Origin of the sequence: Streptomyces sp. L-9-10 (genome assembly GCF_004151105.1) — a bacterium.
Taxonomy (GTDB): domain Bacteria; phylum Actinomycetota; class Actinomycetes; order Streptomycetales; family Streptomycetaceae; genus Streptomyces.
This window is the reverse complement of the sequence record NZ_PHRF01000056.1, coordinates 15114-41101: the sequence shown is the minus strand read 5'-3', so window position 1 is coordinate 41101 and position 25988 is coordinate 15114. Positions and strand designations below refer to the sequence as shown.

At 70.4% G+C, this 25988-nt stretch carries 26 protein-coding genes; 8 read left to right on the top strand and 18 right to left on the bottom strand.

Going from position 1 to position 25988, the window contains the following annotated elements; genetic code table 11:
• Positions 1 to 47 precede the first annotated feature (47 nt).
• The 5 genes from CU044_RS15435 to CU044_RS15410 form a co-directional block, all read right to left on the bottom strand.
• A complete protein-coding gene (locus tag CU044_RS15435; RefSeq protein ID WP_129769155.1) occupies positions 48 to 968 on the bottom strand; it encodes an FG-GAP-like repeat-containing protein in 921 nt (306 codons plus the stop codon).
• A 297-nt stretch (positions 969 to 1265) separates the two neighbouring features.
• Positions 1266 to 2612, bottom strand: coding sequence for a hypothetical protein (locus tag CU044_RS15430; RefSeq protein WP_129769154.1), 1347 nt, complete (start codon positions 2610 to 2612; stop codon positions 1266 to 1268).
• A complete protein-coding gene (locus CU044_RS15425; RefSeq protein ID WP_129769153.1) occupies positions 2602 to 3150 on the bottom strand; it encodes a DUF6114 domain-containing protein in 549 nt (182 codons plus the stop codon). The genes CU044_RS15430 and CU044_RS15425 overlap by 11 nt, the downstream gene beginning before the upstream one ends.
• A gap of 104 nt (positions 3151 to 3254) precedes the next feature.
• Positions 3255 to 3893 (bottom strand): DUF6230 family protein, encoded by a 639-nt coding sequence (locus CU044_RS15420; protein WP_129769152.1) that lies wholly within the window; start codon positions 3891 to 3893, stop codon positions 3255 to 3257.
• A gap of 618 nt (positions 3894 to 4511) precedes the next feature.
• Positions 4512 to 5495 (bottom strand): tetratricopeptide repeat protein, encoded by a 984-nt coding sequence (locus tag CU044_RS15410; protein WP_129769151.1) that lies wholly within the window; start codon positions 5493 to 5495, stop codon positions 4512 to 4514.
• A 183-nt stretch (positions 5496 to 5678) separates the two neighbouring features.
• Here CU044_RS15410 and CU044_RS15405 point away from each other — a divergent pair, with 183 nt between their 5' ends.
• The gene (locus CU044_RS15405; RefSeq protein WP_240045619.1) at positions 5679 to 6284 is read left to right on the top strand and encodes a TetR/AcrR family transcriptional regulator; all 606 of its coding nucleotides are present in this window, start codon (positions 5679 to 5681) and stop codon (positions 6282 to 6284) included.
• A 30-nt stretch (positions 6285 to 6314) separates the two neighbouring features.
• Here the strand turns inward: CU044_RS15405 and CU044_RS15400 are convergent, their stop codons facing one another.
• The 7 genes from CU044_RS15400 to CU044_RS15370 form a co-directional block, all read right to left on the bottom strand.
• Complete coding sequence (locus tag CU044_RS15400; RefSeq protein ID WP_129769149.1) at positions 6315 to 7175, bottom strand: ABC transporter permease; 861 nt, start codon at positions 7173 to 7175, stop codon at positions 6315 to 6317.
• On the bottom strand, positions 7135 to 8127 hold the full coding sequence (locus CU044_RS15395) for an ATP-binding cassette domain-containing protein (protein WP_129769148.1): 993 nt from the start codon (positions 8125 to 8127) through the stop codon (positions 7135 to 7137). The genes CU044_RS15400 and CU044_RS15395 overlap by 41 nt, the downstream gene beginning before the upstream one ends.
• Positions 8124 to 8615, bottom strand: coding sequence for a MarR family transcriptional regulator (locus tag CU044_RS15390; protein ID WP_129769147.1), 492 nt, complete (start codon positions 8613 to 8615; stop codon positions 8124 to 8126). The genes CU044_RS15395 and CU044_RS15390 overlap by 4 nt, the downstream gene beginning before the upstream one ends.
• Before the next feature lie 135 nt (positions 8616 to 8750).
• On the bottom strand, positions 8751 to 10445 hold the full coding sequence (locus CU044_RS15385) for a methylmalonyl-CoA mutase family protein (protein ID WP_129769146.1): 1695 nt from the start codon (positions 10443 to 10445) through the stop codon (positions 8751 to 8753).
• 93 nt (positions 10446 to 10538) lie between these two features.
• Positions 10539 to 10865, bottom strand: a complete 327-nt coding sequence (locus CU044_RS15380) for a DUF3817 domain-containing protein (RefSeq protein WP_129769145.1) — start codon at positions 10863 to 10865, stop codon at positions 10539 to 10541.
• 96 nt (positions 10866 to 10961) lie between these two features.
• A complete protein-coding gene (locus tag CU044_RS15375) occupies positions 10962 to 11474 on the bottom strand; it encodes a MarR family transcriptional regulator (RefSeq protein ID WP_129769144.1) in 513 nt (170 codons plus the stop codon).
• Positions 11475 to 11495: 21 nt separating this feature from the next.
• Positions 11496 to 12794 (bottom strand): MFS transporter, encoded by a 1299-nt coding sequence (locus tag CU044_RS15370; protein ID WP_240045618.1) that lies wholly within the window; start codon positions 12792 to 12794, stop codon positions 11496 to 11498.
• 82 nt (positions 12795 to 12876) lie between these two features.
• On the opposite strand from CU044_RS15370, the gene CU044_RS15365 reads away from it, so the two are divergent.
• Together CU044_RS15365 and CU044_RS15360 are read left to right on the top strand one after the other, a co-directional pair.
• Positions 12877 to 13875 carry a DUF5937 family protein gene (locus CU044_RS15365; RefSeq protein ID WP_129769142.1) on the top strand — a complete coding sequence of 333 codons (999 nt, stop codon included), beginning with the start codon at positions 12877 to 12879 and terminating at the stop codon, positions 13873 to 13875.
• Positions 13876 to 13949: 74 nt separating this feature from the next.
• Positions 13950 to 15059: a glycoside hydrolase family 6 protein gene (locus CU044_RS15360; protein WP_129769141.1), complete on the top strand. Its 1110-nt coding sequence runs from the start codon at positions 13950 to 13952 to the stop codon at positions 15057 to 15059.
• Positions 15060 to 15101: 42 nt separating this feature from the next.
• On the opposite strand, the gene CU044_RS15355 is transcribed toward CU044_RS15360, so the two are convergent.
• From CU044_RS15355 to CU044_RS15340, 4 genes are all read right to left on the bottom strand, one after another.
• Positions 15102 to 17081 carry a kelch motif-containing protein gene (locus CU044_RS15355; protein ID WP_129769140.1) on the bottom strand — a complete coding sequence of 660 codons (1980 nt, stop codon included), beginning with the start codon at positions 17079 to 17081 and terminating at the stop codon, positions 15102 to 15104.
• Between the two features lie 3 nt (positions 17082 to 17084).
• Complete coding sequence (locus tag CU044_RS15350) at positions 17085 to 18968, bottom strand: cellulose synthase catalytic subunit (protein WP_240045625.1); 1884 nt, start codon at positions 18966 to 18968, stop codon at positions 17085 to 17087.
• Positions 18969 to 19152: 184 nt separating this feature from the next.
• Positions 19153 to 19446 (bottom strand): MTH1187 family thiamine-binding protein, encoded by a 294-nt coding sequence (locus tag CU044_RS15345; protein ID WP_031091528.1) that lies wholly within the window; start codon positions 19444 to 19446, stop codon positions 19153 to 19155.
• On the bottom strand, positions 19443 to 19787 hold the full coding sequence (locus tag CU044_RS15340) for a DUF3817 domain-containing protein (RefSeq protein WP_030351952.1): 345 nt from the start codon (positions 19785 to 19787) through the stop codon (positions 19443 to 19445). Before CU044_RS15340 ends, CU044_RS15345 begins: the two co-directional genes overlap by 4 nt.
• A 214-nt stretch (positions 19788 to 20001) precedes the next feature.
• On the opposite strand from CU044_RS15340, the gene CU044_RS15335 reads away from it, so the two are divergent.
• From CU044_RS15335 to CU044_RS15320, 4 genes are all read left to right on the top strand, one after another.
• A complete protein-coding gene (locus tag CU044_RS15335; protein WP_129769139.1) occupies positions 20002 to 20640 on the top strand; it encodes an AIM24 family protein in 639 nt (212 codons plus the stop codon).
• Positions 20640 to 21290: an AIM24 family protein gene (locus CU044_RS15330; RefSeq protein WP_129769138.1), complete on the top strand. Its 651-nt coding sequence runs from the start codon at positions 20640 to 20642 to the stop codon at positions 21288 to 21290. The genes CU044_RS15335 and CU044_RS15330 overlap by 1 nt, the downstream gene beginning before the upstream one ends.
• Positions 21287 to 22078 (top strand): AIM24 family protein, encoded by a 792-nt coding sequence (locus CU044_RS15325; RefSeq protein ID WP_129769137.1) that lies wholly within the window; start codon positions 21287 to 21289, stop codon positions 22076 to 22078. The genes CU044_RS15330 and CU044_RS15325 overlap by 4 nt, the downstream gene beginning before the upstream one ends.
• A 116-nt stretch (positions 22079 to 22194) precedes the next feature.
• Positions 22195 to 22671 carry a MarR family transcriptional regulator gene (locus tag CU044_RS15320; RefSeq protein WP_129769136.1) on the top strand — a complete coding sequence of 159 codons (477 nt, stop codon included), beginning with the start codon at positions 22195 to 22197 and terminating at the stop codon, positions 22669 to 22671.
• Positions 22672 to 22738: 67 nt separating this feature from the next.
• Here the strand turns inward: CU044_RS15320 and CU044_RS15315 are convergent, their stop codons facing one another.
• Positions 22739 to 24355 carry a HAMP domain-containing sensor histidine kinase gene (locus CU044_RS15315; RefSeq protein ID WP_129769135.1) on the bottom strand — a complete coding sequence of 539 codons (1617 nt, stop codon included), beginning with the start codon at positions 24353 to 24355 and terminating at the stop codon, positions 22739 to 22741.
• The gene (locus CU044_RS15310; RefSeq protein WP_129769134.1) at positions 24352 to 25014 is read right to left on the bottom strand and encodes a response regulator transcription factor; all 663 of its coding nucleotides are present in this window, start codon (positions 25012 to 25014) and stop codon (positions 24352 to 24354) included. The genes CU044_RS15315 and CU044_RS15310 overlap by 4 nt, the downstream gene beginning before the upstream one ends.
• 116 nt (positions 25015 to 25130) lie before the next feature.
• On the opposite strand from CU044_RS15310, the gene CU044_RS15305 reads away from it, so the two are divergent.
• On the top strand, positions 25131 to 25925 hold the full coding sequence (locus CU044_RS15305; RefSeq protein ID WP_129769133.1) for a PepSY domain-containing protein: 795 nt from the start codon (positions 25131 to 25133) through the stop codon (positions 25923 to 25925).
• Positions 25926 to 25988 lie beyond the last annotated feature (63 nt).

The window sequence follows — 25988 nt, the reverse complement described above, 5'->3', positions numbered from 1 at the left end:
CGGTCCTTTTCTGGAAGAAATTCGGGAATCGGAAGGAAGAAACCCACTCAGAAGAGGGTGTTGAAGGCGGTCCAGCCAGTGGTGCCGATCTGGACCCTCGCCGCGAAGGGGGCGCTCGCGTTGCCTGTTCCCTTGAAGAGCCACAACGCACCGGCCGGGTCGACAGCGATGAGGTCCGCCTTGCCGTCACCGTTACTGTCGCCCGTGGAGACGAGAGTCTTGTACGTGGCGGTGCCCCAGCCGGTACCGACGGTGACGCGCGCACCCAAGGCCGCGTCCGCGGTGGCGTTTCCGGTGCCCGGGTAGATGTAGAGCGTGCCGGTCGTGGACCGGGCGATCAGGTCCGACTTGCCGTCGCCGGTGTAGTCCCCGCGACCAGTGAGGACATCCATGCCGTTCCAGCCGGCGGTGCCGATTCTGATACGGGCGAGGAGCATGCCGTCGGCCTTGCCCTGATAGAGCCAGAGCGCTCCCGCGGCGTCACGTCCGACGATGTCGTCCTGGGCCGTTCCGCCCAGGTTTCCCGGCGACATCAAGAGGTTGAAGATGTCCCAGCCGTTTCCGACGATCTTGGTTTCGCTCCCCCGCTCAGCGGTGTAGTAGAGCGTATTGGCCATCCGGAAGTAGAGATCGCTGCCCGCGCCGTTCTCCGACTGCCCAGCCTGCACCAGGGCGGTGGCCTCACCGAACCCCCCGCCGAGGTCGACGGCCGCCTTCACACCTCCGGTGCCATTGGGCTCGTAGTCGTAGAGATGGCCGTTGGACTTGCGGCCGAAGAGGGAGAGCGTCTTGGGGCCGGTGACCGCGGCGGCCGACTTGACAACGGCCACCTCGCCGGAAGCGGCGGGTTCGGAGGACCATGGCGCGTGAGGCAAGGCGGTCACCGTCCCGACGGCCAGCGCGGCGGCGGCCAGGGTCACGGCGCTCACGACCACTCGGCGCGTCGTACGACTGAGTTGTCCGAACATGAGCGGGAGAAGTCCTCACACGAGTGAGTGCGTGGCCATGCGAGGGTTGAGCCCGCAGACCGCGCCCCCCGACGCCCACACATCGGGCCGGGTGACCGCGACCAACTCACTCTAGGTACAGAGACCGTCACTGTGAAGAATTCGTGGCGAGAATCTCGAGATGATGGTCACATATTCTTAATATTGCATTCGATGGACCCGACCCCCGGAGCCGCGTGAGCCGCGGGAATGGCTGTGGCCCGCACCAACTGTCCGGTGCGGGCCACAGTCCTCCCCGCGGCTCACGGGGGATCCGTGTCAGTTCGTGAGGTAGTTCTGGAGGCCGGGGACCGTGAGCGTGCCGCCGAACTGGCCCGCCTGGGTGACCTCGACGTCGGTGAAGAAGGCGAACGGGATGTTCAGCGGGGGCGGGGTCTCCGGGCTGAAGGTGATCGGGATGAGGCCGAAGAGGTTGCCCTTCAGCCGTTCCGTGTACATCGTCACCTCGCCGTCGCGGATCGTGGACGTGGAGCCTTCGCGCGCCTGCACATGGCCCGTCCTGCCCAGGGGGTAGACGACGGTCTGGTGCAGGTCCTTGATGTCCACCGAGGTGGAGGTGAACTTCAGCGCCTTCTTGACCTTGCCGCTGCCCGTCCGCACCTCGACGATGCCCTTGTAGTCCAGGCCCCGCAGGGTCAGCAGCGAACTGTGCAGCGTCCACGGGTCGTCGGGCAGGAGCGGGAGGCCCTGCTCCTCCTCGGCCGCGGCGAGGGCCTCGGGGTCGGCCGTCGGGCAGGGGAAGCGCTCCTTGCCGTCCGCGCCCTCGGGGATCTCGTCGTCCTTGTGGGCGTCGAGACCCTTGGCGTCCTCGTCCAGCTCCTCGACCTCGGCACCGACCTTGCCCGCCGCCTCCCTGATGGCGTCCTTGGTTCCGTCGGCGGCCGTATCGCCCGTGCCCTTGCCGTCCGTGCCCTTGCCGTCCGTGCCCTTGCCGTCGGCGGAACCGTCCGGCTTGGAACTCCCCGGCTCGGACGTCGGCTTCGTGGACGGATCGGCGTCCGGCTTCCCCGTGGTGGAGGCGCTCGGCTCCGGGCCGCTCGGCTCGTCCTTGTCCGGTACGCCGAGGAGGTCTCCCAGCGCGTCTCCCAGCCCCAGCGGGTCCAGCGGGTTCCTGGACTTCGTGGGGGTCGGTCCCGGCGCCGGTCCGGACGGCGCGTCGGCGGGCTCCCTGGAGTCCGGATCCCCGGAGTCCGAGGAACCTGAATCCCCGGAATCCGGTGCCGAACTCCCGCTCGCCGTCGGGTCCGGTGTCGCCGACGGCGATTCGCCCGGTTTCGGCGACTCCGTCGACTCCGGCCCCGACTCCGACGCCGACGGCGTCGACGTGGGCGACTCGGACGCCGACGCGGACGGCTCGTCCGAGCGGGTCACGCACGGACCCGGCGCGAACGGGATGTCCTTGCCGTCGTCGGCCAGCGCGAGCCGGGGCGTGAGCCCCATGCCCACGAAGACGGCCGTCGGCATCGCCGCCAGCGCCATCGCCTTGCCCGCGGGTATCTGAAGCTTGGTCAGGAGCGACTTTCTCGGGGCCGCGTGACGCGGCCCTCTTCTCACCCGGGAATCATCGCCTCCGGCCGCGACTCGTTGCGTGTCGTCACCCCGCACTGTTCCTCCCGCCGTTGGCATGGGCAGTCGTATCCGTCACGTTCGGGTCCTCCCCGTCGCGCGGACCGGGGAAGAAGGGGTCGCCGTCGCCGTCGGGCTCCGGTGCCCCGTGGGGGGTGTCGAGCTCGGCCGGCGCCGGCCTGACCCACTTGTCAGGGGCCCAGGAGATCGAGAGCGCGCCGCCGACCATGGCGAGCAGGAAGCCCAGCAGGAAGCCGCCGATGTTGGAGACCGGGATCGACACCAGCGCCAGCAGAATGGCGGCGACACCGGCGAAGACCCGGACGATGGCCTGGAACCACATCGTCAGGCCCAAGGTCACCAGCAGTACGCCGATGATCAGCGAACCCGCTCCGGCCGTGGTGGACATGGCCAGTGTCAGGTTTCCGAAATGGAGTTGGGCATAGGGGAAATAGGCGATCGGCAGTCCGCCGAGAAGAGTGAACAGGCCCGCCCAGAACGGCCGGGCGCCTCGCCAGGCGCGGAACCGAAGCCGCCAGTACGTGAATCCGCGGGAACCTGTGGACTCGGCGCTCATGGAAAACAGCTCCCTGGAAAGCGGTATGCGGTGGTGCGATCAGAGACGGGGGGACGAGCGGGCCGGACAGTCCGGGGACCGCCCGGCCCACCCGCCGGCGGTGCCTAGTAGCACTCGTATTTCTTGGGGTCGCCGACCTTGAGCCTCAGATTGAGGTCAGGCAGCTTGAACGTGCCCGCGGTGGTCGCCCACGCGGTCTGCTCGACATCCCTCAGAACGGCCTCGTCGGCCTGCTGGGCGAAGCCGAACTTGTTCGCCGTCGTTCCCGGCTGGATGCCGGGGGACTTGGTGGAACCGGCCGCCACACCGATGTCGATGTTCTTGAACTCCGCGTCGGCGTCGAGCGATTCGACGTCGAGGTAGAGGTTCTCCGCATCGATCTCCGTGCCCTTGTCACCGGCCTTGAGAACCAGCGTCACACTGGTGCCGAGCAACGGCAGCGGGGTGACCACGGACTGGCACATGTTCGTGATCTGGGCGGTCTTGAACCCGGAGACAGCCACCGGGTGCGAGGCCTTGTTGCCCTTGGAGTCGAACCCCTCGGCGACGCCGCCGTACTGCACGAAGTTCTGGCCGACCAGCTTGTCGGCGCTGACCTTGAAACTCTGCCCCGACACGCTGAACGACGCCGCCAGCGCCCCCTGTGCGAGCGCGACACCTATCGCTGCCGTCGCGGCCACGCTCGGCACCATGACGACGGCGAACCGCTTCCATCTGGTCCCGCCACGTACTTGGGACTCCATGAATTTCCTCCTTCTCGGACGTACATCTCCGGATCGGGTGAGACCCCGTCCTGGGATGGGAGAAGTGCTACGTCCTCGGGAAGGAGAGCGCCCGTGCCCGAGGCGCCAACCGCGTCCGGAACCACCGGCGATCACCCCCGAGCGACAACCACTGGCCACGCCTTCGCGCAACCTCTGGACAGGCCCTGCCGGGTAGGCAGGAACCCCCCTGTCCGGGCCGGCGGACGCTGCCGCCGGTCCGCTCGGTGGGGACCCAGGCCCGACGGCGCGGCTGGCTGCCGTGCTGGTGCGGAATTGGACCGAGCGTCGCCGATCGTGGTGCATTCGCGCCCGGGACACAAGGGGGTTCGTTACTGGCTAGTAACGGCCCGATAACCAGCGGGCGACCCGCCGGCATCGGGCAGCCACACAGGGTGTGGCCCCACGGTGCGGCAGAAGCGGCGATTGCCACGCATAGCGGGACAGAACAAGGGGGGCGATTTACTGCGAGTAACAGCAGCCGCTTTTACCAAGTTTTGGTAAAGCGCGGCCACTGTCATCGTCGCTTCGCCGAATCCACGAGCACGCCAGGGAGTTGGCGACCGGGAAAACGGCGAATACCTCAACTACCTCAACGCATCAGAAAAGGACCCTCGCCAGAGCCGAACGCGCCGCCGTCACCCTGGGGTCGTCCCCGCCGATCACGTCGAACAGCTCCAGCAGCCGTACCCGCGCCGCCTCCCGGTCGTCCCCGGCCGTCCGGCGCACGGCCTCGACCAGCCGGCCGAAGGCGTCCTCCACATGTCCGCCGACCAGATCGAGATCGGCCGCCGCGATCTGCGCCGCCACATCGCCCGGCTTGTCCGCCGCGTCCTTGCGTACCCGCGCCTGGTCCATGTCCTGTACGCGTGCGAGCAGTTCGGCCTGGGCGAGGCCGAGCCTGGCCTCCGAGTTGCCGGGGTCGTCGGCCAGCACGTCGCGGTACGCCTGCGAGGCGGCGGCGAAGTCGTTGGCGTCCAGCGCGCGTACGGCCGCCTCCAGCAGGGCGTCGTACGGTCCCACCGGTTCGACGGCCTCCTCCTCGGCGCCGTCCGCCGCGTCCGTCTCCGCGCCGGGGTCGACCGCGATCCCGGTCAGCCCGAAGCGCTCCTCGCCGACCTGGATCAACTGGTCGAGGGTCTGCCGGATCTGGGTCTCCGGGGCCGCGCCCTGGAAGAGCGGCAGCGCCTGTCCCGCCACCACCGCGAAGACCGCGGGGATGCCCTGGATCCCGAACTGCTGCATCAGCATCTGATTGGCGTCGACGTCGATCTTGGCGAGGACGAACCGGCCGCTGTACTCGCGCGCCAGCCGTTCGAGCACCGGGCTGAGCTGCTTGCACGGCTCGCACCACTCGGCCCAGAAGTCGATGACGACCGGGACCTCGGTGGACCGCTGGAGGACATCGCGCTCGAAGCCCGCCTCATCGACGTCGATCACGAGGCTGGAGGGGGGTACGGCACCGGTGCCGCCCTGACGGGCCGCTTCGGCGCGGGCCTGCTCCGCCTTCGCCTTGGCCTCACCGGCCGCCTTCACCGCGGCGAGGTCGACGACGCCGCTCATGGACATGTTCCTAGGCTGCATGAGTACATCCTCCCCCCTCCGCGCACACTTCTGAAAAGCGGTACGCGCACCACCGCGTGACGGGCCGGCCGCTCCCCGCTTTCGCTACGCGTCGTAGCGTAACTGCCGGGCGGTGCGACGGGGAAGATCCATCCGGTGAGCTGACTCACAGCGCATGCCCTACCGGCCGGTATGGTCGCCGTCATGTCCAGTCGAAGGGGGCGCCCCCGCAGCGCCGATGCCGACTCCGCCATCCTGGAAGCGACCCGGGCCGCACTGGGTGAGCTGGGCTGGTCCAAGCTGACGATGGGCGACGTGGCGACCCGGGCGGGCGTCGCCAAGACCACGCTCTACCGGCGGTGGACGGCCAAGAGCGAGCTGGTCGTGGACGCGGTCGCCGTCCTCTTCGACGAGCTGGAGCTGCCGGACCGCGGCAGCCTGGCGGCCGATGTCGAGGGCGTGGTGCTCCAGTTCGCGGCGCTGCTGGAACGGCCCGAGACCAAGACGGCGCTCATGGCGGTGATCGCGGAGTCCACCCGGGACGAGGCGCTGCGGACCCGTATCCGCGCCTCGATCGTCGACCGCCAGAAACGACTGGTGGCGCTGGGCCGCGAGCGCGCCCAGGCCCGCGGTGAACTCCCCCGCGAGCCGGACGCCGCGAAGGCGGCCCGTACCGCGGACCTGATCTTCGACGTGATCGCCGGCGCGGTGGTCCACCGCACCCTGGTCAGCGCGGAGCCGGTCGACCAGGAGTGGGCGCGTACGTTCACGGCCCTGCTGCTCGACGGGCTGGCCGCCGCGCAGAGCTGAGCGAGCCGGGTCCGGCGCACCCGTGCCGCGTCATCGCGCCAGCCGCCCCAGCAGCGACGAGGCCGCCGCGATACCCACGGCCGCCGCCAGCACCAGGACGCCGAAGTCGAGCAGCAGATGGGACGGCGTACCGAGCAACAGCCCGCGCAGCGCGTCGACCTGGTAGCTCAGTGGATTGATCTTGCTGACCACCTGGAGCCAGCCGGGCATGATCGCCACCGGATAGAGCGCGTTCGAGGCGAAGAAGAGCGGCATGGTGATGGCCTGGCCGATGCCCATGAGCCGGTCGCGCGTCAGCACGATCCCCGCGATCGTCATCGACAGACAGGAGAAGAACGCGGAGCCGAGGACCACCACGACGGCCACCCCGAGCAGCCGCAGCGGGTTCCAGGTCAGACCGACGCCCAGGGCCGCGGCGATGACGATCACCACCACCGCCTGGATCAGCGCCTTCACCCCGGAGGCGAACGCCTTGCCGCTGATGAGCGCGGCTCTCGGGGTCGGGGTGACCAGCAGTTTGGTCAGGATGCCGGCGTCCCGCTCCCAGATGATCATGATGCCGTAGAAGATCGCGATGAACATCGCGGACTGGGCGATGATGCCGGGCGCGAGAAAGTCGATGTACGGGATGCCGCCGGTGGGGATGGCCTTGATCCGGGTGAAGGTCTCACCGAAGATCAGCAGCCACAGGGCGGGCTGAACGGCCCGGGTGTACAGCTCGGTCCGGTCGTGGCGCAGCTTCTGCAGCTCGACCACGCACATCGCGACGACCCTGGCGGGCAGCACGCGCCAGCCGGTACGGGCACGGGGCGGTACGAGCAGCAGGTCCAGCCGGCCGGGGCCGGTCTCCTCAGCCGACGCGGGTCGCGGTGCGGCGGGTGCTCCTGACATCACGGAAGTCGCCTCCCTCCTCGTCGAGGCCGCTGCCTGCCACGTCCCTGAAGACGTCCTCCAGCGTCGGCAGCGCGCCCTTCTCGCCCGAAGCGCCGCCTGAAGCGCCGCCGGAAGCACCGCCCGACGCGTTGCCGGAAGCGTCGCCCGGGGTGCCCGCCGCCGCCCGGCGCTCGCCCAGCTCGGCCCGCAGCTCGCCCGGGGTGCCGAGCGCGTGAATCCGCCCGCGGTGCATCAGCGCGACGCGGTCGCAGTACTGATCGGCCTCGTCCATGTAGTGCGTGGTCACCAGCACGGTCATGCCCGTGGCGTGCCGTACGGCGTTGATGTGCTCCCAGACGCTGGTACGGGCGATCGGGTCGAGGCCGATCGTCGGCTCATCGAGCATGAGCAGTCTCGGCGCGCTGACCAGCGCCTGGGCGAGTTCGAGCCGGCGGATCATGCCGCCGGAGTACGTCTTGGCCATCCGGTCGGCCGCGCCGGTCAGATCGACGGCCGCCAGCGCCTGCGCGACACGTTCGGACCGTTCGCGGCGCGGGACGTCGAAGACGCGGGCGAACAGCGTCACGTTCTCGCGGCCCGTCAGCGAGGCGTCGGCGGACAGCTGCTGGGGGACGTAGCCCAGCAGGCGGCGTACCGCCATCTTCTCCTTCGCCGCGTCGTGGCCGAACACCCGCACCATGCCCGCCGGGACGGGCAGCAGAGTGGTGATGCAGCGGATCGCGGTGGTCTTGCCCGCGCCGTTCGGACCGAGCAGCCCGAAGACCTCGCCGGCGGCGACCGAGAGGTCGAGGTCCTGGACGGCCTTGGTCTCGCCGAAGGCGTAGTCCAGTCCGCGGCAGCTGACGGCGTCGGGCCCGGCGGGGTCCGGACGGCCGGCCGCCGGAGGAGCGGCGCCCGCGGGCCGCGCTCCGTCCGGGCCCGCGTCGCCGGTGAACGGTGTGTCGGTCATGTTCCCTCCACTCCCTGTCCCCCCGCTTCCTCCGCTGCCGCTCCCCCCTCCTCACGCAGGTTCGCGGCGAGCCTGCGCAGCGCCGGGAGGGCCGCCGCCAGCGCCTCGCGGTCCTCGTCCGACAGATGCTCCACCTGCTCGCGCATGAGCGCGCGCCGGCGGACGTCCCATTCGCTCAGCCGCGCCTCCACCGCCGGGGTGGGCAGCAGCCGCGCGGAACGCCGGTCGTCCGGGTCGGTCTCACGGAGGAGATATCCGGCCCGGCTGAGCTGATTGACCAGGGTGGAGACCGAATTGCCGGCGAGATACAGCTCCTTGGCGGCGTCCGACACCCGGATCCCCGGACGGGCCGAGACCAGCCGCAACAGCTCGATCTGCGCGCCGCGCAGCGGCGGTACGGGAAAGCCCTCACGCAGCCGCCGCCGCATCATCCGCTGGACGCCCGCGAGGACGACGGCGAGCGAGTCGGGGAACTCCTCCGTGGCCATTCCCTCATTTTAGCTCTCACTCAGAGGTATTCACGAGGAGAGGGACGCACGGGGAGAAACAGCGGACGGCCGCCCCCGTCGGCCTCGACCGGGGACGGCCGCCCGCACCGCGTACGGCCTCCAGAAGCCGGGGGCTCAGAAGCCGGGCGGCTCCGTGTACGTCCCCCACTCGTCGCGCAGTACCCCGCAGATCTCGCCGAGCGTCGCCTCGGCCCGTACCGCCTCCAGCATCGGAGCGATCATGTTCGAGCCGTCACGGGCGGCGCTCAGCATGGCCTCCAGGGCCGTACGGACCCGGGCGTCGTCCCGGGCACCCTTGCGCTCGGCCAGGACCTGGACCTGGTCGCGCTCGACCTCGTGGCTGACCCGCAGGATCTCCAGATCGCCGGTGACCGAGCCGTGGTGGACATTGACGCCGACGACCCGCTTGTCACCCTTCTCCAGCGCCCGCTGGTACCGGAACGCGGACTCGGCGATCTCGCCGGTGAACCAGCCGTCCTCGATACCGCGCAGAATGCCGGAGGTGACGGGACCGATCGGGTGCTGCCCGTCCGGGTGGGACCGCAGACCGCGCTCCTTGATCTGCTCGAAGATCTTCTCGGCGTCGGCCTCTATCCGGTCGGTCAGCTGCTCGACGTACCAGGAGCCGCCGAGCGGATCGGCCACATTGGCGACGCCCGTCTCCTCCATCAGTACCTGCTGGGTACGGAGCGCGATCTCGGCGGCCTGCTCGCTCGGCAGGGCGAGGGTCTCGTCCAGCGCGTTCGTGTGCAGGGAGTTCGTACCGCCGAGAACGGCCGCCAGCGCCTCCACCGCCGTCCGCACGACGTTGTTGTACGGCTGCTGCGCGGTGAGCGAGACACCCGCCGTCTGGGTGTGGAAGCGCAGCCACTGCGCCTTGTCGGTCCGCGCTCCGTACACCTCCTTCATCCAGCGCGCCCAGATCCGGCGGGCCGCGCGGAACTTGGCGATCTCCTCGAAGAAGTCGACATGCGCGTCGAAGAAGAAGGAGAGACCGGACGCGAACGCGTCCACGTCCAGCCCCCGGCTCAGTCCCAGCTCCACATAGCCGAAGCCGTCCGCGAGGGTGTACGCCAGTTCCTGCGCGGCCGTCGCCCCGGCTTCGCGGATGTGGTAGCCGGAGACCGACAGCGGCTTGTACGCGGGGATGGAGGCGGCGCAGTGCTCCATCAGATCGCCGATCAGACGCAGATGGGGCTCGGGCTGGAAGAGCCACTCCTTCTGCGCGATGTACTCCTTGAAGATGTCGGTCTGGAGCGTGCCGTTGAGGATGGCCGGATCGACGCCCTGGCGCTCCGCCGCGACGAGATACATGCAGAAGACCGGGACCGCAGGACCGCTGATGGTCATCGACGTGGTGACCTCGCCGAGCGGGATGCCGTCGAAGAGGACCTCCATGTCGGCGGCGGAGTCGATGGCGACCCCGCAGTGGCCGACCTCGCCGAGCGAGCGCGGGTCGTCGGAGTCGCGGCCCATGAGCGTCGGCATGTCGAAGGCGACGGAGAGCCCGCCACCGCCGTTGGCCAGGATCTTCTTGTAGCGCTCGTTGGTCTGCCGGGCGTTGCCGAATCCGGCGAACTGGCGGATGGTCCAGGTCCGGCCCCGGTAGCCGGTGGGGTGCAGCCCCCGGGTGAAGGGGTACTCCCCCGGCCAGCCGATCCGTTCGAAGCCCTCATAGGTGTCGCCGGGCCGGGGCCCGTAGACCGGCTCCACCGGGTCACCGGAGAGCGTGCCGAAATCCGCGTCGCGCTTACGAGCCTTGTCGTAGCGGGCCTGCCAGCGCCGGCGGCCCTCCTCCATGACGTCCATACCTTCAAATTTACTAGGACGTCCAAGTAAATGTCGATGCCAAACCGCCCGCGGCTCGCGCGGGCGGGCTGGAATGGTGCCCGAGCGGGCCCGTCAGGCCTTGGCCGTGGCGGGCTCGCGGTCCGTGACCAGCGGCCGGGCCTCGCGGGTGATCTTCGGCTCGACGAAGAACGACGCGACGGGGATACAGCCCGCGGCCAGCACCCAGAGGAGCTTGCCGAAGGGCCACTTCGCCTTGGTGCCCAGGTCGAAGGCGAAGACGACGTACACGATGAACAGCACACCGTGGATCTGGGAGATCAGCATCGTGTCGCCGGTGTCGAATCCGTACTTCAGGATGATCGCCACCGTGAAGACCAGCAGCCATACGGCGGTGACGTACGCCATCACCCGGTAGCGGGACAGCACGCTCTGTTTCATGGCATCGAGCGTATCCCGGCCCCTTCCGGCGCCTGCGGGGCCCCCGGCCCTCGGACCGTCCTCGCCCCGCGGCTCCCGGCTTCCCGGCTTCCCGGCTCAGCCCGCGTCGTCGAAGTCCCTGGCCGCCACCCGCAGCGGGCGGAGCATCGCGAAGATCTCCACACACTCCTCGGCGTCGTACGCCCCGAGCCCGAAGTCCATCTCCGCCAGATCGCGGGTGGCCGACTCCACCACCTCGCGGCCCTTGTCCGTGATGGACGCGAGCGTGCCGCGGCCGTCGTTCGGATTGGGCCGCTTGTCGACCAGGCCGGATCTCACCAGCCGGTCCACGGTGTTGGTGACCGAGGTCGGGTGGACCATCAGCCGCTCGCCGATCTTGGACATCGGCAGCTCGCCCTCCTTGGAGAAGGTGAGCAGCACCAGCGCCTCGTATCTGGCGAACGTCAGCCCGTACGGCTTGACCACCGCGTCCACGCCGGCCAGCAGGATCTGCTGCGCGCGCATGATCGAGGTGATCGCCGCCATGGACGGCATGGGCCCCCAGCGCTGCTGCCAGAGTTCGTCGGCGCGGGCGATGGGATCGAAGGGAAGGCTGAGCGGTTTCGGCACGGCTCCGACCCTACCCAGAGGTCACCAGGCGGACGGCCCTGTCTCGGATTTCGGTCGTACGATCTGATCCTTCGCCCGCCGCTCCGGTCCGTGCGGCGCGGTGCGGTGGACCTCCCGTACCAGGACAAGACAGCAGAGCGTGCCGATAACGCCCGCCCCCGCGACGACCTGATGCACGGGCAGGAACTCCGCGGCCAGCCCCGCGGCGGCCATGCCGAGCCCCTGGATCGTCATCAGACCGGCCGTGAGCAGCGTCATGGCCCGGCCGCGCAGTTCCTCGGGGACCGCCGCGACGAACCACTGGTCGAGGCCGATGACGTACGCGGCCCCCGCTCCGGCCAGGGCGAGCGCGGCCAGCGCCCAGCCGAGTCCGGGCTCGGCCCCGTACACCAGCAGTGGCAGCAGGCCGAAGCCGGCGACCGGCAGGACGAGACGGGAGCGGGCACTCGGGGAGAGGGCCGTACCGACGTACAGCTCCGCCACGAGGTGTCCCACGGGCATCGCGCACATCAGCAGTCCCAGCGCGGCGGGGCCGAGGCCGAGGGAGTCCGCGTACGGTGCCGCCAGGGCCTCGGGCGCGACGACGAACATCGCGGGCACCCAGAAGAGCAGCAGCAGCGCCCGCGTACGCCGGTCGCCGAGCAGCAGCCGGGCCCCGCCGAGCGAATCCCTCAGCAGCGCGCCACCCCGGCCGGCCGCCTGCCCGGCCTCCTGCCCGGTGGCGCGGGCGGGCCGGTCGCGGGTCCCGAAGCGCAGCAGCGCGGCCGAGCAGAGGAACGTACCGACGGTGACGCAGATCGCGCCCCGCGCGGGCACCGCGGCGAGCAGTACCCCGCCCACCCCGAACCCGGCGAGCTGCGCGCTCTGCGAGACGATCCGCAGCAGGGAGCGGCCGAGTACGTACAGATCGCCCTCGCCGAGGATGTCGGTCAGCGCGGCCATCCTCGTCCCGGTGAAGACGGGCGCGATCGCGGCGACGACACAGCGCAGGGCGAGCAGCCCGGCGATCGGTGTGCCGGGCAGCACCATCACCCCGACGCACGCGGCGCACAGCAGATCGCAGACCACCAGCACCCGCCGGGCGGGATAGCGGTCGGCGACCCCGGCGAGGAGGGTCCCGCCGACGAGGTACGGAAGCAGGCCGAGGGCGAAGGTGAGGGCGCTGAGCAGCGGGGATCCGGTGAGGTCGTAGACGAGGAAGGTCAGCGCGATCTCGCTGACGACCACGCCGAGCAGTGAGAGGAGGTGCGCGGCGAAGACGAACCGGAACTCGCGGACGGCGAAGACGGCGCCGTACCCCCGGGAAGCGTTCTTGGGCATGGAGGCAGACTGGCGGGACAGCCGATCCCGGGACAGACATTCGGACGAGTCCGAATCTTCGGCACAGGGGGCCGTACGCGCCATGCCGTTCCAGCTTCACTTCGACGAGAGCGATCTGCTCCGCTGCCGGTTCGCCGTCTCACCGCTCTGGGAGACGCAGGAGGCGGTCCGTACCCTCGCGCGCCCCGAGCGGCACGGCTACCACCTGCCGTGGCTGCGCGGGATCCGGACCGCGGCGGCGGCGATCGACCTCGCGCCGTTGCATCTCCTGATGCCCGAGCGCGGGCACAACCCGGACTTCCTCAGCCGTCCGCCGTCGGTCCCGCTCCCCACCTTCGAGGAGGAGATCGCGGCCGTCCGCGCCACCGACCCGGAGCTGGTCAGGACCGACATCACACTGGCGCTCGCGGACACCCCGGGCGCCGCGGCGAGCCCCGAGGGCCGGGCGATGACGGCGGATCCGGCAGGGGCCCTGCGGAAGCTCGCAGGACTGCTGGAGCGGGTGTGGCACGAACTGGTCGAGCCCCACTGGCCCCGGCTGCGCACCCTGCTGGAGGCCGATGTGGCGTACCACTCGCGGCGGTTGGCGGAGAAGGGACTGCACGGGCTGCTGGGGGAGCTGAGTCCGCAGCTCGGCTGGACCGACGGCTCCACGCTGACGATCACGGGGACGCACGGCAGCCACACGCGGGTCCTCGGCGGCGACGGGCTGATCCTGATGCCGAGTGTGTTCTGCTGGCCGAACGTCGTCAGCGGTTATCTGCCGCCGTGGCAGCCGGCCGTGATCTATCCGGCGCGCGGCATCGGCGGCCTGTGGACACGACCGTCGGACCGTACGCCCGAGGCACTGGCCCGGCTGCTGGGCCGGGCGCGGGCGGACGTCCTGTGCGCGCTGGACGAACCGGCCGGGACGACGGCGCTCGCGCGACTGCTGGGCCTGGCCCCGTCCTCCGTGTCGGCGCACCTCTCGGCGCTGCGCGGGGCGGGGCTGCTGGCGTCGCGGCGCTACGGACATCAGGTGCTGTACGAGCGGACGCCGCTCGGTATCGCGCTGTCGGTGTCGCAGAGCGCGACCGACTGAACATTATGTAACGATATGCCGGTATTGCTATTCCCGTCGTCGCCCGTTGCCCAGTCGTCTTCCGAGGGGGCTGGATGTCCGGCCGCAGACCACACCGCCCGCACGCACCGCACCGCACGCGCGCACCGCACCGGCGCCCGTGCCCGCTCGCCTCGGCCGCCCTCGCGGCGGCACTCGCGCTGACGGCGGCCGGCTGCTCCCCCGAATCCCGTCAGGACTCCGTCGAGCGGACGGAGCGGGCCGAGCGGGCCGGCCGGACCGGCTCCTCCGCGCTCCGGGGCGAAGTCCCCACCGCGTCCTCGCCGTTCTGGGTCGATCCGGAGAGCGACGCGGCCCGCCAGGTCAGGGAGTGGGAGCAGCAGGGACGCAAGGACGACGCGAAGGCGCTGCGGCGGATCTCCGAGCGCGCGGTGGCCGACTGGCCGGCCGGTGACAACCCCGAGCCCGGGATCCAGCGGGCCGTGCGCGGCGCGAAGGCCGCCAAGCGCACGGCCGTCTTCGTGGCGTACAACATCCCCCACCGCGACTGCGGGCTCTACTCCGCGGGCGGCGCGCATGACGGCGAGTCGTACCGCGACTGGATCGGCTCCTTCGCCGCCGCCCTCGGCGACGCCGAGGCCGTCGTGATCCTGGAGCCGGACGCCGTTCCGCATCTGACGGACGGCTGCACCCCGGCGGAGTACCACGACGAGCGGTACGAGCTGCTCGCCCACGCCATCGGCAGGCTCAAGCGGCAGCCGCACACCCGGGTCTATCTGGACGCCGGCAACCCGGACTGGATCGCCGACCCCGCCAAGCTCACCGAGCCGCTCCGGCGGGCCGGGATCGCCGCGGCCGACGGCTTCTCGCTCAATGTGTCCAACTTCCAGACGACCGACGCGGTCAAGGCGTACGGCACGCGGCTCTCCGGGCTGCTGGGCGATGTCCACTTCACCATCGACACCAGCAGGAACGGCGCGGGTCCGCTGCGCGGCGACAGGGACGAGGCGTGGTGCAACCCGCCGGGCAGGGCACTCGGCTCGGCGCCCACCACCAACACCGGCAACGAGCTGCTGGACGCCTATCTCTGGATCAAGCGCCCCGGCGACTCGGACGGCCCCTGCCGCGGCGGTCCCGCGGCCGGTACCTGGTGGCCCGACTACGCGCTGGGCCTCGCCCGCCGAAGCGAGGACACCACCGCTTGACGGCCTGTCCGGCCGGACAGGCCCCGGGCCATGTCCCCGGGCTCAGTCCACCCGGACCCACTTCGCCTCGGACGGGACACCGGCGGAGTCGGTGACGAAGAGCATGTACCAGCCGGGCGGTACCAGCGCCCGGTCCTTCGGCACCTCCACCGTCACCGCGTCCTTCGTCCTCGTCAGCGCCAGTTCGACCGAGCGCTGCTCGACATCCGTCGTGTGCGTCACGGCGCTCGGCCGCATCAGCCTCGCCTTCGCGATCCGGTCGGGACGGGCGGCGCGGAAGGTGGCCCGGCCGTTCCCGTCGACCGCCTGCGGCCCCTCCCCCAGCGCCGGTCTGTTCCCACCGGCTCCGTCGCCCTGGAGGTAAGGGGGCGTGTAGATCTCCACACGCTGCTCGAAGGTCCCGAGCCTGGTGTTGTCGGCGTCGCGGAAGAGCGGGTCGGATCCGAACGTGACCACACGTCCGTCGGGCAGCAGCAGCGCTTCCGAGTGGTAGTTGCGCCCCACGGTCGGGTCGGCGGCCGGCCGGAAGGTGTTGGTCCTCGGCTCGTAGAACTGCGCCTTGAGGATGTCGCTGGCGCTGCGACCGCGGTAGTCGGAGGAGCCGCCGGTGGTGAACACCGTGTCGTCCGGGAGCAGCACACTGCTCAGATAGCGCGTGCCCTTCGGCAGCCTGGGCCCCTCCTGGAAGGCCGGGCTGTCCCGGGTGAGGTCGACGATCGCCGTGCGCGCGGTGGCCTTGGAGGACTCACCGACGCCTCCGCCGCCGAGCAGCATCACCCGCTGGTCCTGCGCCGGCGGCAGCATCAGGGAGGCCGAGGTCTCCGTCTGGTCGGTATCGGTGAGCCCGCCGACCTCGGTGAAGGTGTTCTTCGTGAGGTCCCAGATCCCCGGCCGCCGGCCCTTGTCGGCGGGCCCGTACCCCGCGTTGGAGCCCGAGTAGAAGAGCTTGCCGCCCTTGGTGAGGAAGAGCGCGGGATAGGTAGGGAAGTAGCGGGTGGGGCCCTTGGACCACTCCTTGGTCCTCGGGTCGTAGAGCTCGTTGTCCCCGGTGAGTACGGCGCCGACGTCATCGAGGCCGGAGACCGCGAGCACCCTCCCGTCGTCCAGGGTCACCAGCGTGGGGTACCAGCGGGCCTCCTTCATCGGGTTCACGGGCAGGTACTTCTCGGCCGTGGGGTCGAATTCGTACGCGGATCTGATGCCCTGGAAGTCCTGCTTCTCCGTGGTGAGTTTCTGTGCCAGGCCGTAGAGATTGTCCGCGTCCTTGCCCTTGAGCCCGACGATCTCGTACTGCGCGGCCTGGGTGGTCAGTCCCCGCGGCCCCTTCTCTGCCGCCTCCACGAACACCCGCGCCTCGCCGGCCGTCACCTTCGTACGCCAGGGCAGCATCCGGCCGCCCTTGCCGTACCCGACCTTCAGCTCCTTCTTCGCCCGGGGCACCGTGACATCGAACTTGCTGATGAACTCGACGCCCGAGGGGGAGCGGAAGCGGGTGCCCTTCTTGAAGGTGTGGGCCCGGTCCGGGTTCTCGTTCTTGACGCGCATCCGGCCGCCGGCCCGCTCCACCTCGCCGTCGAGGACCTCGTAGCGCGCCGTGCCGCCCGCCACCAGCAGCCGTCCGTCGGGGAGTTGGGAGTGGCCGGAGCAGAAGAAGTCCTCCGGGGTGGGGATCTTCTTGAAGGAGTTGTCGGCCGGGTTCCAGAGGATCGTGTCGAACGACCCTTCGTCGAACTTCTTCTGGTTGTTGCCGGAGCCGGCGATGATCAGCACCTTGCCGGTGTGCAGCAGGGCCGCGTGGATCGCGTTCGTCCGGTATTCCTTCGGGACGTCGAGGATCTCCCAGGAGCCGTACTGCCGCTTGTAGCCCGGCTGCGCGATCTTGTACGCGTGGTACTTCTCCTCGGCGAACGAGAAGGCAGCGGGGGCGTTGAGGGCGGCCAGCACCACCAGTGCTCCGCCGCCGAGCAGTGTCCTCTTGAACTTCTCCGACGGCCTGTTGCGCGGCCGGTACCGCTGGGGCATGGGTCAGTTCCCTCCTGTCATCGTCGCAGGCGTCACGGATGGCACAGACGTCACGGCCGACGCGGCGTAGGCCGACGCGGGCTCCAGGTCCGGATCCAGGTCCGGGACCAGGTCCAGGTCCGCGTCCAGGTCCAGGTCCGCGTCCGGGTTCTCGGCGGCTTCCACGGACGTACGGACGGACGCCGGTACGGTGTCGCCGGCGCGCCCGGCCCGCAGCGTCCAGCACCAGACGCCGACCGGGGCGAGCGCGATCGCCAGTGCCAGGACCGCCCAGGTGCGCATCGCCGCGTGCGTATGGCCCAGGACCACCGACGCGACGAGCGAGGCGGCCAGCACCACGGCCCAGAAGAGATGGAGCCGGAAGGTCATCAGCCGGTCGGGGCTCGCCCGGCCGCCCTTGGGGGTGACCACGAACCGGCCGCGGGTGCGGAGGAGCGCCGAGACCAGCGACCGGAGATAGACCGGCGCGGAGAGCGCGGACATCGCCATTCCGGCGAGACCGCCCGAGCCGCGCGGCTCGTGGGGCGAGACGTTGTGCCGCCGGTTCCAGAGGTAGAGCCCTATCTGCAGCGCGGCGGCATCGCTGTAGAGCATCAGCAGGACCGAGGACGAGACCTGGGTGCCCGAGGCGCCGGACCAGAGGAAGAGAACGCAGCTGAGAATGCCGAGGAACCAGTTGACGGCGGTCATCGGGTAGTAGACGAGCATCAGCGTGTAGCTGAGCAGCCGTCCGGGCGGCACCCGGAACGGCGCCTTCCAGTACTGCTTGAGCAGCGTCTCGTACGTCCCCCGCGACCAGCGCAGCTGCTGCGTGAAGAAGTCGGTCCAGGAGGCGGGGCCCTCGCCCACGGCCAGGACGTCGGGGGTGTAGACGGAGCGCCAGAACCGGCCGGTGACGGGGTTCCTGGTGCGGTGCAGCTCGAACCCGGTGGCCATGTCCTCGGTGATCGAGTCGTACAGCCCGCCTATCTGCAGGACCGCCCTGACCCGGACGACGTTGTTCGTACCGACGAACATCGGGGCGTGGTAGCGGTTGCCGGCCCGCTGGATCAGCGCGTGGAAGAGGAACTGCTGGGACTCGGCGGCCTTGGTGACCGGTGAGCTGTAGTTGCCGTACACCTGCGGGCCGACGACGAAGGCGGTGTCCGGGTCACGGAAGTAGCCCATCATCCGCTCCAGGAAGTTCGGGAGCGGTACGTGGTCGGTGTCGACGGAGGCGAAGAAGTCGTACTCCTCGCCGTGCGCGGCCAGCCAGGCGTTGTAGTTGCCGTGCTTGGTGCGCGCCTTGTGCACGCCCTTCCGGCGGTTCCACTCCGGTATGCCGTGCCGGGTGAAGTGGCGGACCCCCAGCTCCTCGCAGAGCGCCCTGGCGGCGGTGTCGTCGCCCTCGTCCAGCAGCCAGATGTCGAGCGGGCCGCTGTGGCGCAGCCGTACGGCTCCTTCGAGCGTGGCCCGCACCATGGCGAGCGGTTCCTTGCCCGGGACGTACGTGGTGAGGAACGCGACGCGGGTGCCGGGTTCGGCGGGGACGGGTATGGGGTCCCTGGCGACCATCGTGGCGTGGGCGACCGACGTGACGTTGACGAGCATGAAGAGGGCGATGAGCCCGATCGAGCCGAGCATCACATGATCGAGGACCACCAGCAGGCGGTCGCCGCCCTCGCGCTCGGTGCGGTGGGTGGGCCAGACGAGATAGACCAGCAGGGCGCCGGAGAGCAGCGGCGCCAGAGCCATCAGCAGGACGGCTCTTATTCGGTGGGGTTCCCGCGCGAGCAGACTCCGGTAGCGCACCCGGTAGGCCACGGCCCGGTCCGGTTCCGTGAGCGGACCGGCCAGGCAGCTGTGGACGTCATAGTCGTAGTCGTACTCGGAACCCTCCGGCCGCACGGATGCCTCCAGCTGTCGCACCAGATTGATATCCCCACAAAAGGGGACATTGATCGGCGTGTCGACTGGAGGCGTCCGTGCGGGCGGTGCTGTGCGCGGAGGTTACTGCGTACGGGTTGACGCGGGGCGGTACGGATGGGCGCGGCGCGGTGCGGGTCGAGGCGGGTCGCGGGAGAGACGGGGCTCAGCCGGCGAGGTGGCGCTCCACCGTCTCGACCTTCGAGGTGAGACCGTCCGTGACCCCCGGCCGGATGTCGGCCTTGAGGACGAGCGAGACGCGCCCGGCACGGGCCTCGACCGCGGCGACGGCCCGCTTCACGACGTCCATCACCTCGTCCCACTCCCCCTCGACGGAGGTGAACATGGCGTCCGTACGGTTGGGCAGCCCCGACTCGCGGACGACACGGACGGCGTCGGCGACGTACTCCCCGACGTCCTCCCCCACGCCCAGCGGGCTCACCGAGAAGGCGACGATCATGCGCTCACCGTACCCTCGCGGCGCGCGCGGGAGGCGATGACCGCGTCGTCGGCGGCGCGCTTGAGCTTGCGCTCGGCGAAGAAGCCGCCGGCCGGCAGGACCGAGAGCACGAAGTAGAGGGCCGCGGTGCCGAAGGACCACTTGGTGCGGTTCCAGGCGTCCAGCCAGAAGACCACGTACAGCACGAAGAGCAGACCGTGGACGGCGCCCATGACGGGGACCGCGTTGAAGTCCGTCGTGCGCTTGAGCACCGAGCAGACGAGGAGCAGCAGGAACGACACGGCCTCCGGGGCGGAGACCAGACGGAGGCGATGGAGGGAGGAGGCGGTCTTGATGTCCACGGGGAGGCACCTTCGGCGTCGGGGGCAGACGTGATCTTGTGAATGTGTGCACAAGCGCGGTCTCATTGTGGCAGCACGGCTTTGCCCGACCGTTATCAGGGTCCGGGTCGGGGGCGTGTCGGGGCTCGGGGCGGGGGCGTACCGGGGTCCGGTCGGGGGTGATCGCGGACCATGGGCCCTGTTCCCTGTCAGTGCCGCCCGTTACCTTCGATCCGTGGCTCAGTTCCGACTGCAAGGCAGCAAGGTGCTCGCCGTCGACATGACCGGCGACGCCGTCAAGGCGAAGAACGGCTCGATGGTCGCGTACGACGGCCGGATGGCGTTCAAGAAGATGTCCGGCGGCGGTGAGGGTCTGCGCGGGATGGTGACCCGCCGGCTCACCGGCGAACAGATGACCGTGATGGAGGTGAAGGGCGAGGGCACCTGCTATTTCGCCGACCGCGCGAGCGAGATCAGCCTCGTCTCGCTGCACGGCGACAAGCTCTTCGTCGAGGCGAGCAATCTGCTCTGCGCGGACGCGGGGCTGCGCACCGGCACGTCGTTCACCGGTCTGCGGGGCGGGGCGACCGGGAGCGGCCTGTTCACCACCACCGTCGAGGGCATGGGCCAGGCCGCGATCATGTCGGACGGCGAGGCGGTGATCCTGCGGGTGACCCCGCAGTACCCGCTCCACGTCGACCCCGGCGCGTACATCGCCCACCAGGGCAACCTCCAGCAGAAGTTCCAGTCCGGCGTCAACTTCCGTACGTTCATGGGCGAGGGATCGGGCGAGGCCTTCCAGATCCGCTTCGAGGGCGACGGGCTCGTCTACGTCCAGCCCAGCGAGCGGAACACGATCGGGGGCGATGTCTGATGCCGTTCCGCGAGATCAACTCGAAGATGGTCGAGGCGACGGTCCTGCCCGGCCAGAAGATGTTCAGCCAGCGCGGCGCGATGCTCGCGTACCGCGGCGATGTCAGCTTCACCCCCAACATCCAGGGCGGCCAGGGCGGTCTGATGTCCATGATCGGGCGCCGGGTGGCCGATGAGGCGACCCCGCTGATGACGGTCGAGGGCAGCGGCACGGTCATGTTCGGCCACGGCGGCCATCACATCCAGGTCATCAATCTGGCGGGCGACACCCTGTGCGTCGAGGCGGACCGGCTGCTCGCCTTCGACGGGACCCTCCAGCAGGGCACGATGTTCATGGGCTCGCAGGGCGGGGTCATGGGCATGGTGCGCGGACAGGTGACAGGACAGGGCCTGTTCACCACCACCCTCAAGGGCCATGGCGCGGTCGCGGTGATGGCGCACGGCGGGGTGATCGAGGTGCCCATCACCCCGGGCCGGGAGATCCATGTGGACCCGCAGGCGTATGTCGCGCACCACGGCGACGTACGGAACAAGCTGTCCACGGCCCTCGGCTGGCGCGACATGGTCGGACGCGGCTCCGGCGAGGCGTTCCAGCTGGAGCTGAGCGGCAGTGGCGCGGTGTACGTCCAGGCGTCGGAGGAGAAGCTGTGAGCACGCCCGTGATCCATGACCCGATGACGCTGCCGAGCGACGACAACGTCAACGCGTACACCTTCTGTGTGGAGTTGAAGGGGAGCCAGTGGTTCCTGCAGAAGGGGAAGATGATCGCCTACTACGGGCAGATCAACTTCGACGGCATCGGCCACGGCCGGTTCGAGCGGCTGCTGCGTACGAGCTTCCACTCACCGCTGCACGCCAGTGACTGGGTGGTGGCGGAGGGCAGCGGCAAGATGCTGCTCGCCGACCGCGCCTTCGACGTCAACTCGTTCGATCTGGAGGACGGCAATCTGACGATCCGGTCCGGGAATCTGCTGGCGTACCAGCCGACGCTGGCGCTGAAGCAGTCGATCGTGCCGGGCTTTCTGACGCTGATCGGTACGGGGAAGTTCGTGGCGGCGTCCAACGGGCCCGTGGTCTTCATGGAGCCGCCGCTGCGGGTGGACCCGCAGGCGCTGGTGGGCTGGGCGGACTGCCCGTCCCCCTGCCACCACTACGATCATGGCTATATGTCCGGAGTGCTGGGCGGTCTCAGGTCGTTGACGGGGATCGGCGGTACGTCGGGCGAGGAGCATCAGTTCGAGTTCGTCGGGGCCGGGACGGTGCTGTTGCAGTCGACGGAACTGCTGATGGCGGAGCAGCCGTTGGGCGCGATCACGCCGGAGCCCGGGGTGCCGGGCGGCGGCGCCCCCTCGGGACACTCCGGGCATCAGGGATCGCAGGGTTCCACGCCCCGGATGCCGGGGCAGCTCGGCGATCTCCAGCGTCGCTTCGGTCTGTGAGCGGTAGTCTGCGGAGTGTGACGTCGAACGCCTGCGCCCCCGGCCGGATGACCGGGTGCGCGGTGTCACACCCGGACGCTTCGTACAGATTTCAACTTCTTAGGTAGAATCCATACATGGAGACCGAGACCGCCACCCGCTGGCTGACCGACGCGGAGCAGTGCGCCTGGCGCACCCATCTGGATGTCAACAAACTGCTGACGCACCAGCTGGAGAAGGACCTCCAGCCGTTCGGCCTGACCATGAACGACTACGAGATCCTGGTGAACCTCTCGGAGTCGGCGGACCGGCGCATGCGGATGAGTGACCTCGCGGCCACCACGCTCCAGTCCAAGAGCCGGCTCTCCCATCAGATCACCAGGATGGAGACCGCGGGGCTGGTCCGCCGGGAGAACTGCGAGTCGGACCGGCGCGGGCTCTACGCGGTCCTGACGGACCAGGGGATGGAGACCATGCAGAAGGTCGCGCCGCACCATGTCGCGTCCGTACGGAAGCACTTCATCGATCTGCTGACGCCCGAGGCGCTGGCGGAGCTGCGGGCGTCGCTGACGCCGGTGGCCGAGCAGTTGCGCGGACGGCGCGGCAAGAGCTGAGCCGATACCGGGGCTCCCGGTTCGAGGGCCCGGCCGCCGGAGCGCTCCGGCGGGCGGGCTTCCCGGCTCAGTCGGCGCGACCGGTGTCGTCGGCGTCGGCGCCGCTGCCGGGGTTGCCGGTGCTGCCGGGGTCCGCGTCGTCCGGCCTGGGCAGGCGCAGCTCGAACAGGGCGCCGCCCTCGGGAGCCCGGCCGACCGTGAGCGTGCCGTCATGGCGCGCGGCCACATCGCGCGCGATGGCCAGACCGAGACCGGCGCCACCGTCGTCACGGCTGCGCGCGTCGTCGAGCCGTACGAACCGCTCGAAGATCCGCTCGCGCTCCGCCTCCGGCACCCCGGAGCCGTCGTCGGCGACCGCGAGCACCACCTGACCGCCCGACCGGTACACGGACGCGGTGACCGACGCGTGCGCGTGGCGCTGGGCGTTGTCGAGCAGATTCCCCAGCACCCGGGCCAACTGGCCGCGTGATCCGGCCGCTTCGAGCCCCGGACGGACATCGAGCGTGACCGGGATACGGTCCGCGGTCCGCTGCGAGACCTCCTCACGGACCATCGCGCTCAGGTCGAACCGCGCCCGCCCCGGCCGCTCCCCCGCGTCCAGCCGGGCCAGCAGCAGCAGATCGGCGGCGAGTTGCTGGAGCCGTACGGTGTCCGCGACCGCGCCCGGCACGTCCAGCAACTCCGGGTGGGCGTCGCCCACTTCGAGCTGGGTGCGGAGCGAGGCGATGGGGCTGCGCAGTTCGTGCGAGGCGTCCGCGACGAAGCGGCGCTGCCGCTCGACGGCGGCCTCCAGCGCCGTGAGCGTCTCGTTGGTCGTACGGGCCAGCCTGGCCACCTCGTCGTCCGTGGCCGGCTCGGGCACCCGCCGGGAGAGATCCGTCGAGGCGGTGATGGCCGCCATCTCGCGCCGGATGCCCTCCACGGGCCGGAACGCCCGCCGGGTCACCAGCCAGGTCACTCCCCCGACGACCAGCAGCAGGACGGGGAGCCCCAGCAGCATGGAGACGGTGGTCGTGCTGACCGCGGACTCCCGGTCCGCGAGGGAGGCGCCCGCGTGGACGACGACCGTCTCGCCCGCGCGGTCGGTCACCTCGACCGCGGCGAAGCGGTAGTCGCCGGTCGTGCCGTCGACCGTCGCGCTGCCGTCGGTGTAGGAGGTGCGGTCGCCGATCTCGCCGACCGCGGGATCGTCGTCCCCGCTCGCGTCGTCGTCCCCGCCCTTGTCGTCGCCCCCGTTGTCGTCCGCACCGCTGTCGTCGTCGGCGGTGTCATCGTCGTCGCCCGGGGCCGCGGTGCCGCCCGGGGCGGGGCTCGCCGCGGGGCTCGTGGCGGGGCTCGTGGCGGGGGTCACCGCGGACACCCCCGTACCGCTGATCCGCTGGAGGTCCTCGCTCGCCCTGAGCAGCCGGCCGCGCTCGTCCGACACCTGTACGGGGTGTCCGGTGTCGTCCGGCAGGTCGAGCCGCGCGTACGACGTCTGGTCCGGTACCAGGGAGGCGATGTCCAGCGCGACTTCGCGCGCCGCCGTGTCGGCGCTCCGGCCTGCCTGATCGGTGAGGTTCGAGCGGAGCGAGAGGACGACCGCGATCCCGGCGGCCACCAGCGCGACCGCCACGACGGCCGTCGCGCCCAGCGCGGCCCTGGCGCGTACGGAGGACGCGAACCGGCGCCCGCGCGCGATCATGACGCGACCAGCCGGTACCCGGCGCCGCGCACCGTCTGGATGGCCGCGGCGCCGAGCTTGCGCCGCAGGGCGCTGATGTAGACCTCGATGATGTTGGGGTCGCCGTCGTAGGCGAAGTCCCAGACGTGCTCCAGGATCTCCGGTTTGCCGACCACCTCGCCGGCCCTGACCGCCAGTTGTTCGAGCACCGCGAACTCCTTGGCGGTGAGTGCCACTTCGGTCCCGTCCCGGAAGACGCGGCGGGCGGCGGTGTCGACGGTGAGACTCCCGATCCGCAGCACGGGCGAGGCACCGGACGAGCCGCGGCGGCGCAGCAGGGCCTTGACCCGGGCGACGAGCACGACGTACGAGAACGGCTTGGTCAGATAGTCGTCGGCGCCGGTGTCCAGCCCCTCCGCCTCGTCGTACTCGCCGTCCTTCGCGGTGAGCATCAGGATGGGTACGTCATGACCGGCCGCGCGCAGGGCGGCGCAGACGCGGTAGCCGTTCATGCCGGGCAGCATGATGTCGAGCACGACCAGGTCGTACACGCCCTCGCCCGCCCGGTACAGCCCTTCGAGGCCGTCGTGGACGACGTCGACGGCGAAGCCCTCGGCCCTCAGCCCCTTGGCGAGCGACACCGCGAGCCGCTTCTCGTCCTCCACGATCAACAAACGCATGGCCCCAGCTTCCCAAACGGAACCTGAAGATCACTTCAGGTGGCTTCAGGCTGGCTTCAGCTTCCCTCCGCCACATTGAAGTCGTTCCACACGGACCGACTCGGGGAGGACCCCTCATGAAGCGCAATCTCGTCATCGCAGCCATCACCGCGGCGGCACTGATCGGCGGCGGCACCTACACGGCGGTCGCCATGGGAGGCGACGACAGCCGGGGAGCCACGGGGACGGCGACGCTGCCCGCGCCGGTCGCGCAGCTCGGGGTGGTGTCGGACGACTCCGGGAACGACGTCCTCGACGACTCCCGGGACGACGGGGACGGCGGGAAGGACGACGGCAGGGACGACGGCAAGGACGACCGTGCGCCGGTGAAGCGGCAGCCGGCCGGCGGGAACGGTACGGGCCTGACCGCGGGCGAGGCCGCCGCCGCGGCCCTGAAGGAGCACCCGGGCGCCGTGGCCTCCGTCGAGCGGGACGACGACGGCGACCGCCACTGGGAGATCGACCTGTTCGGCAAGGACAACCGCTGGCACGAACTGCGCGTCGACGCGGCCACCGGCGCGGTGCGGGTGGACCGCGACGACGACGGGGACGACGACCGGGACGACGACCACGGCGACGACCGCGCCGCGCTGCGCGCCGCCTCCGTGGACGTCCAGCGCGCGGTGGCCGCCGCCCTCGCCTCCGCACCCGGGACGGTGACCTCCGCCGAGATCGACGACGACCACGACGGCCGCTGGGAGATCGACGTACGGGGCGAGGACGGCCGTACGCACGAGCTGAACGTGCACGCCACGACCGGCGAGGTCACCGTGGACCGCGACGACGACGGCCGGGACGACCACGGTGACGACGACGGCCGCGGCGGCCATGACGACCGCGATGACCACGACGACGACCGTTACGACGACTGAGACGTCCGCTGAGACGTCCGCCCGGACGGCTGAGCCGCCCCACCGGCACGGTCACCCGCGCCT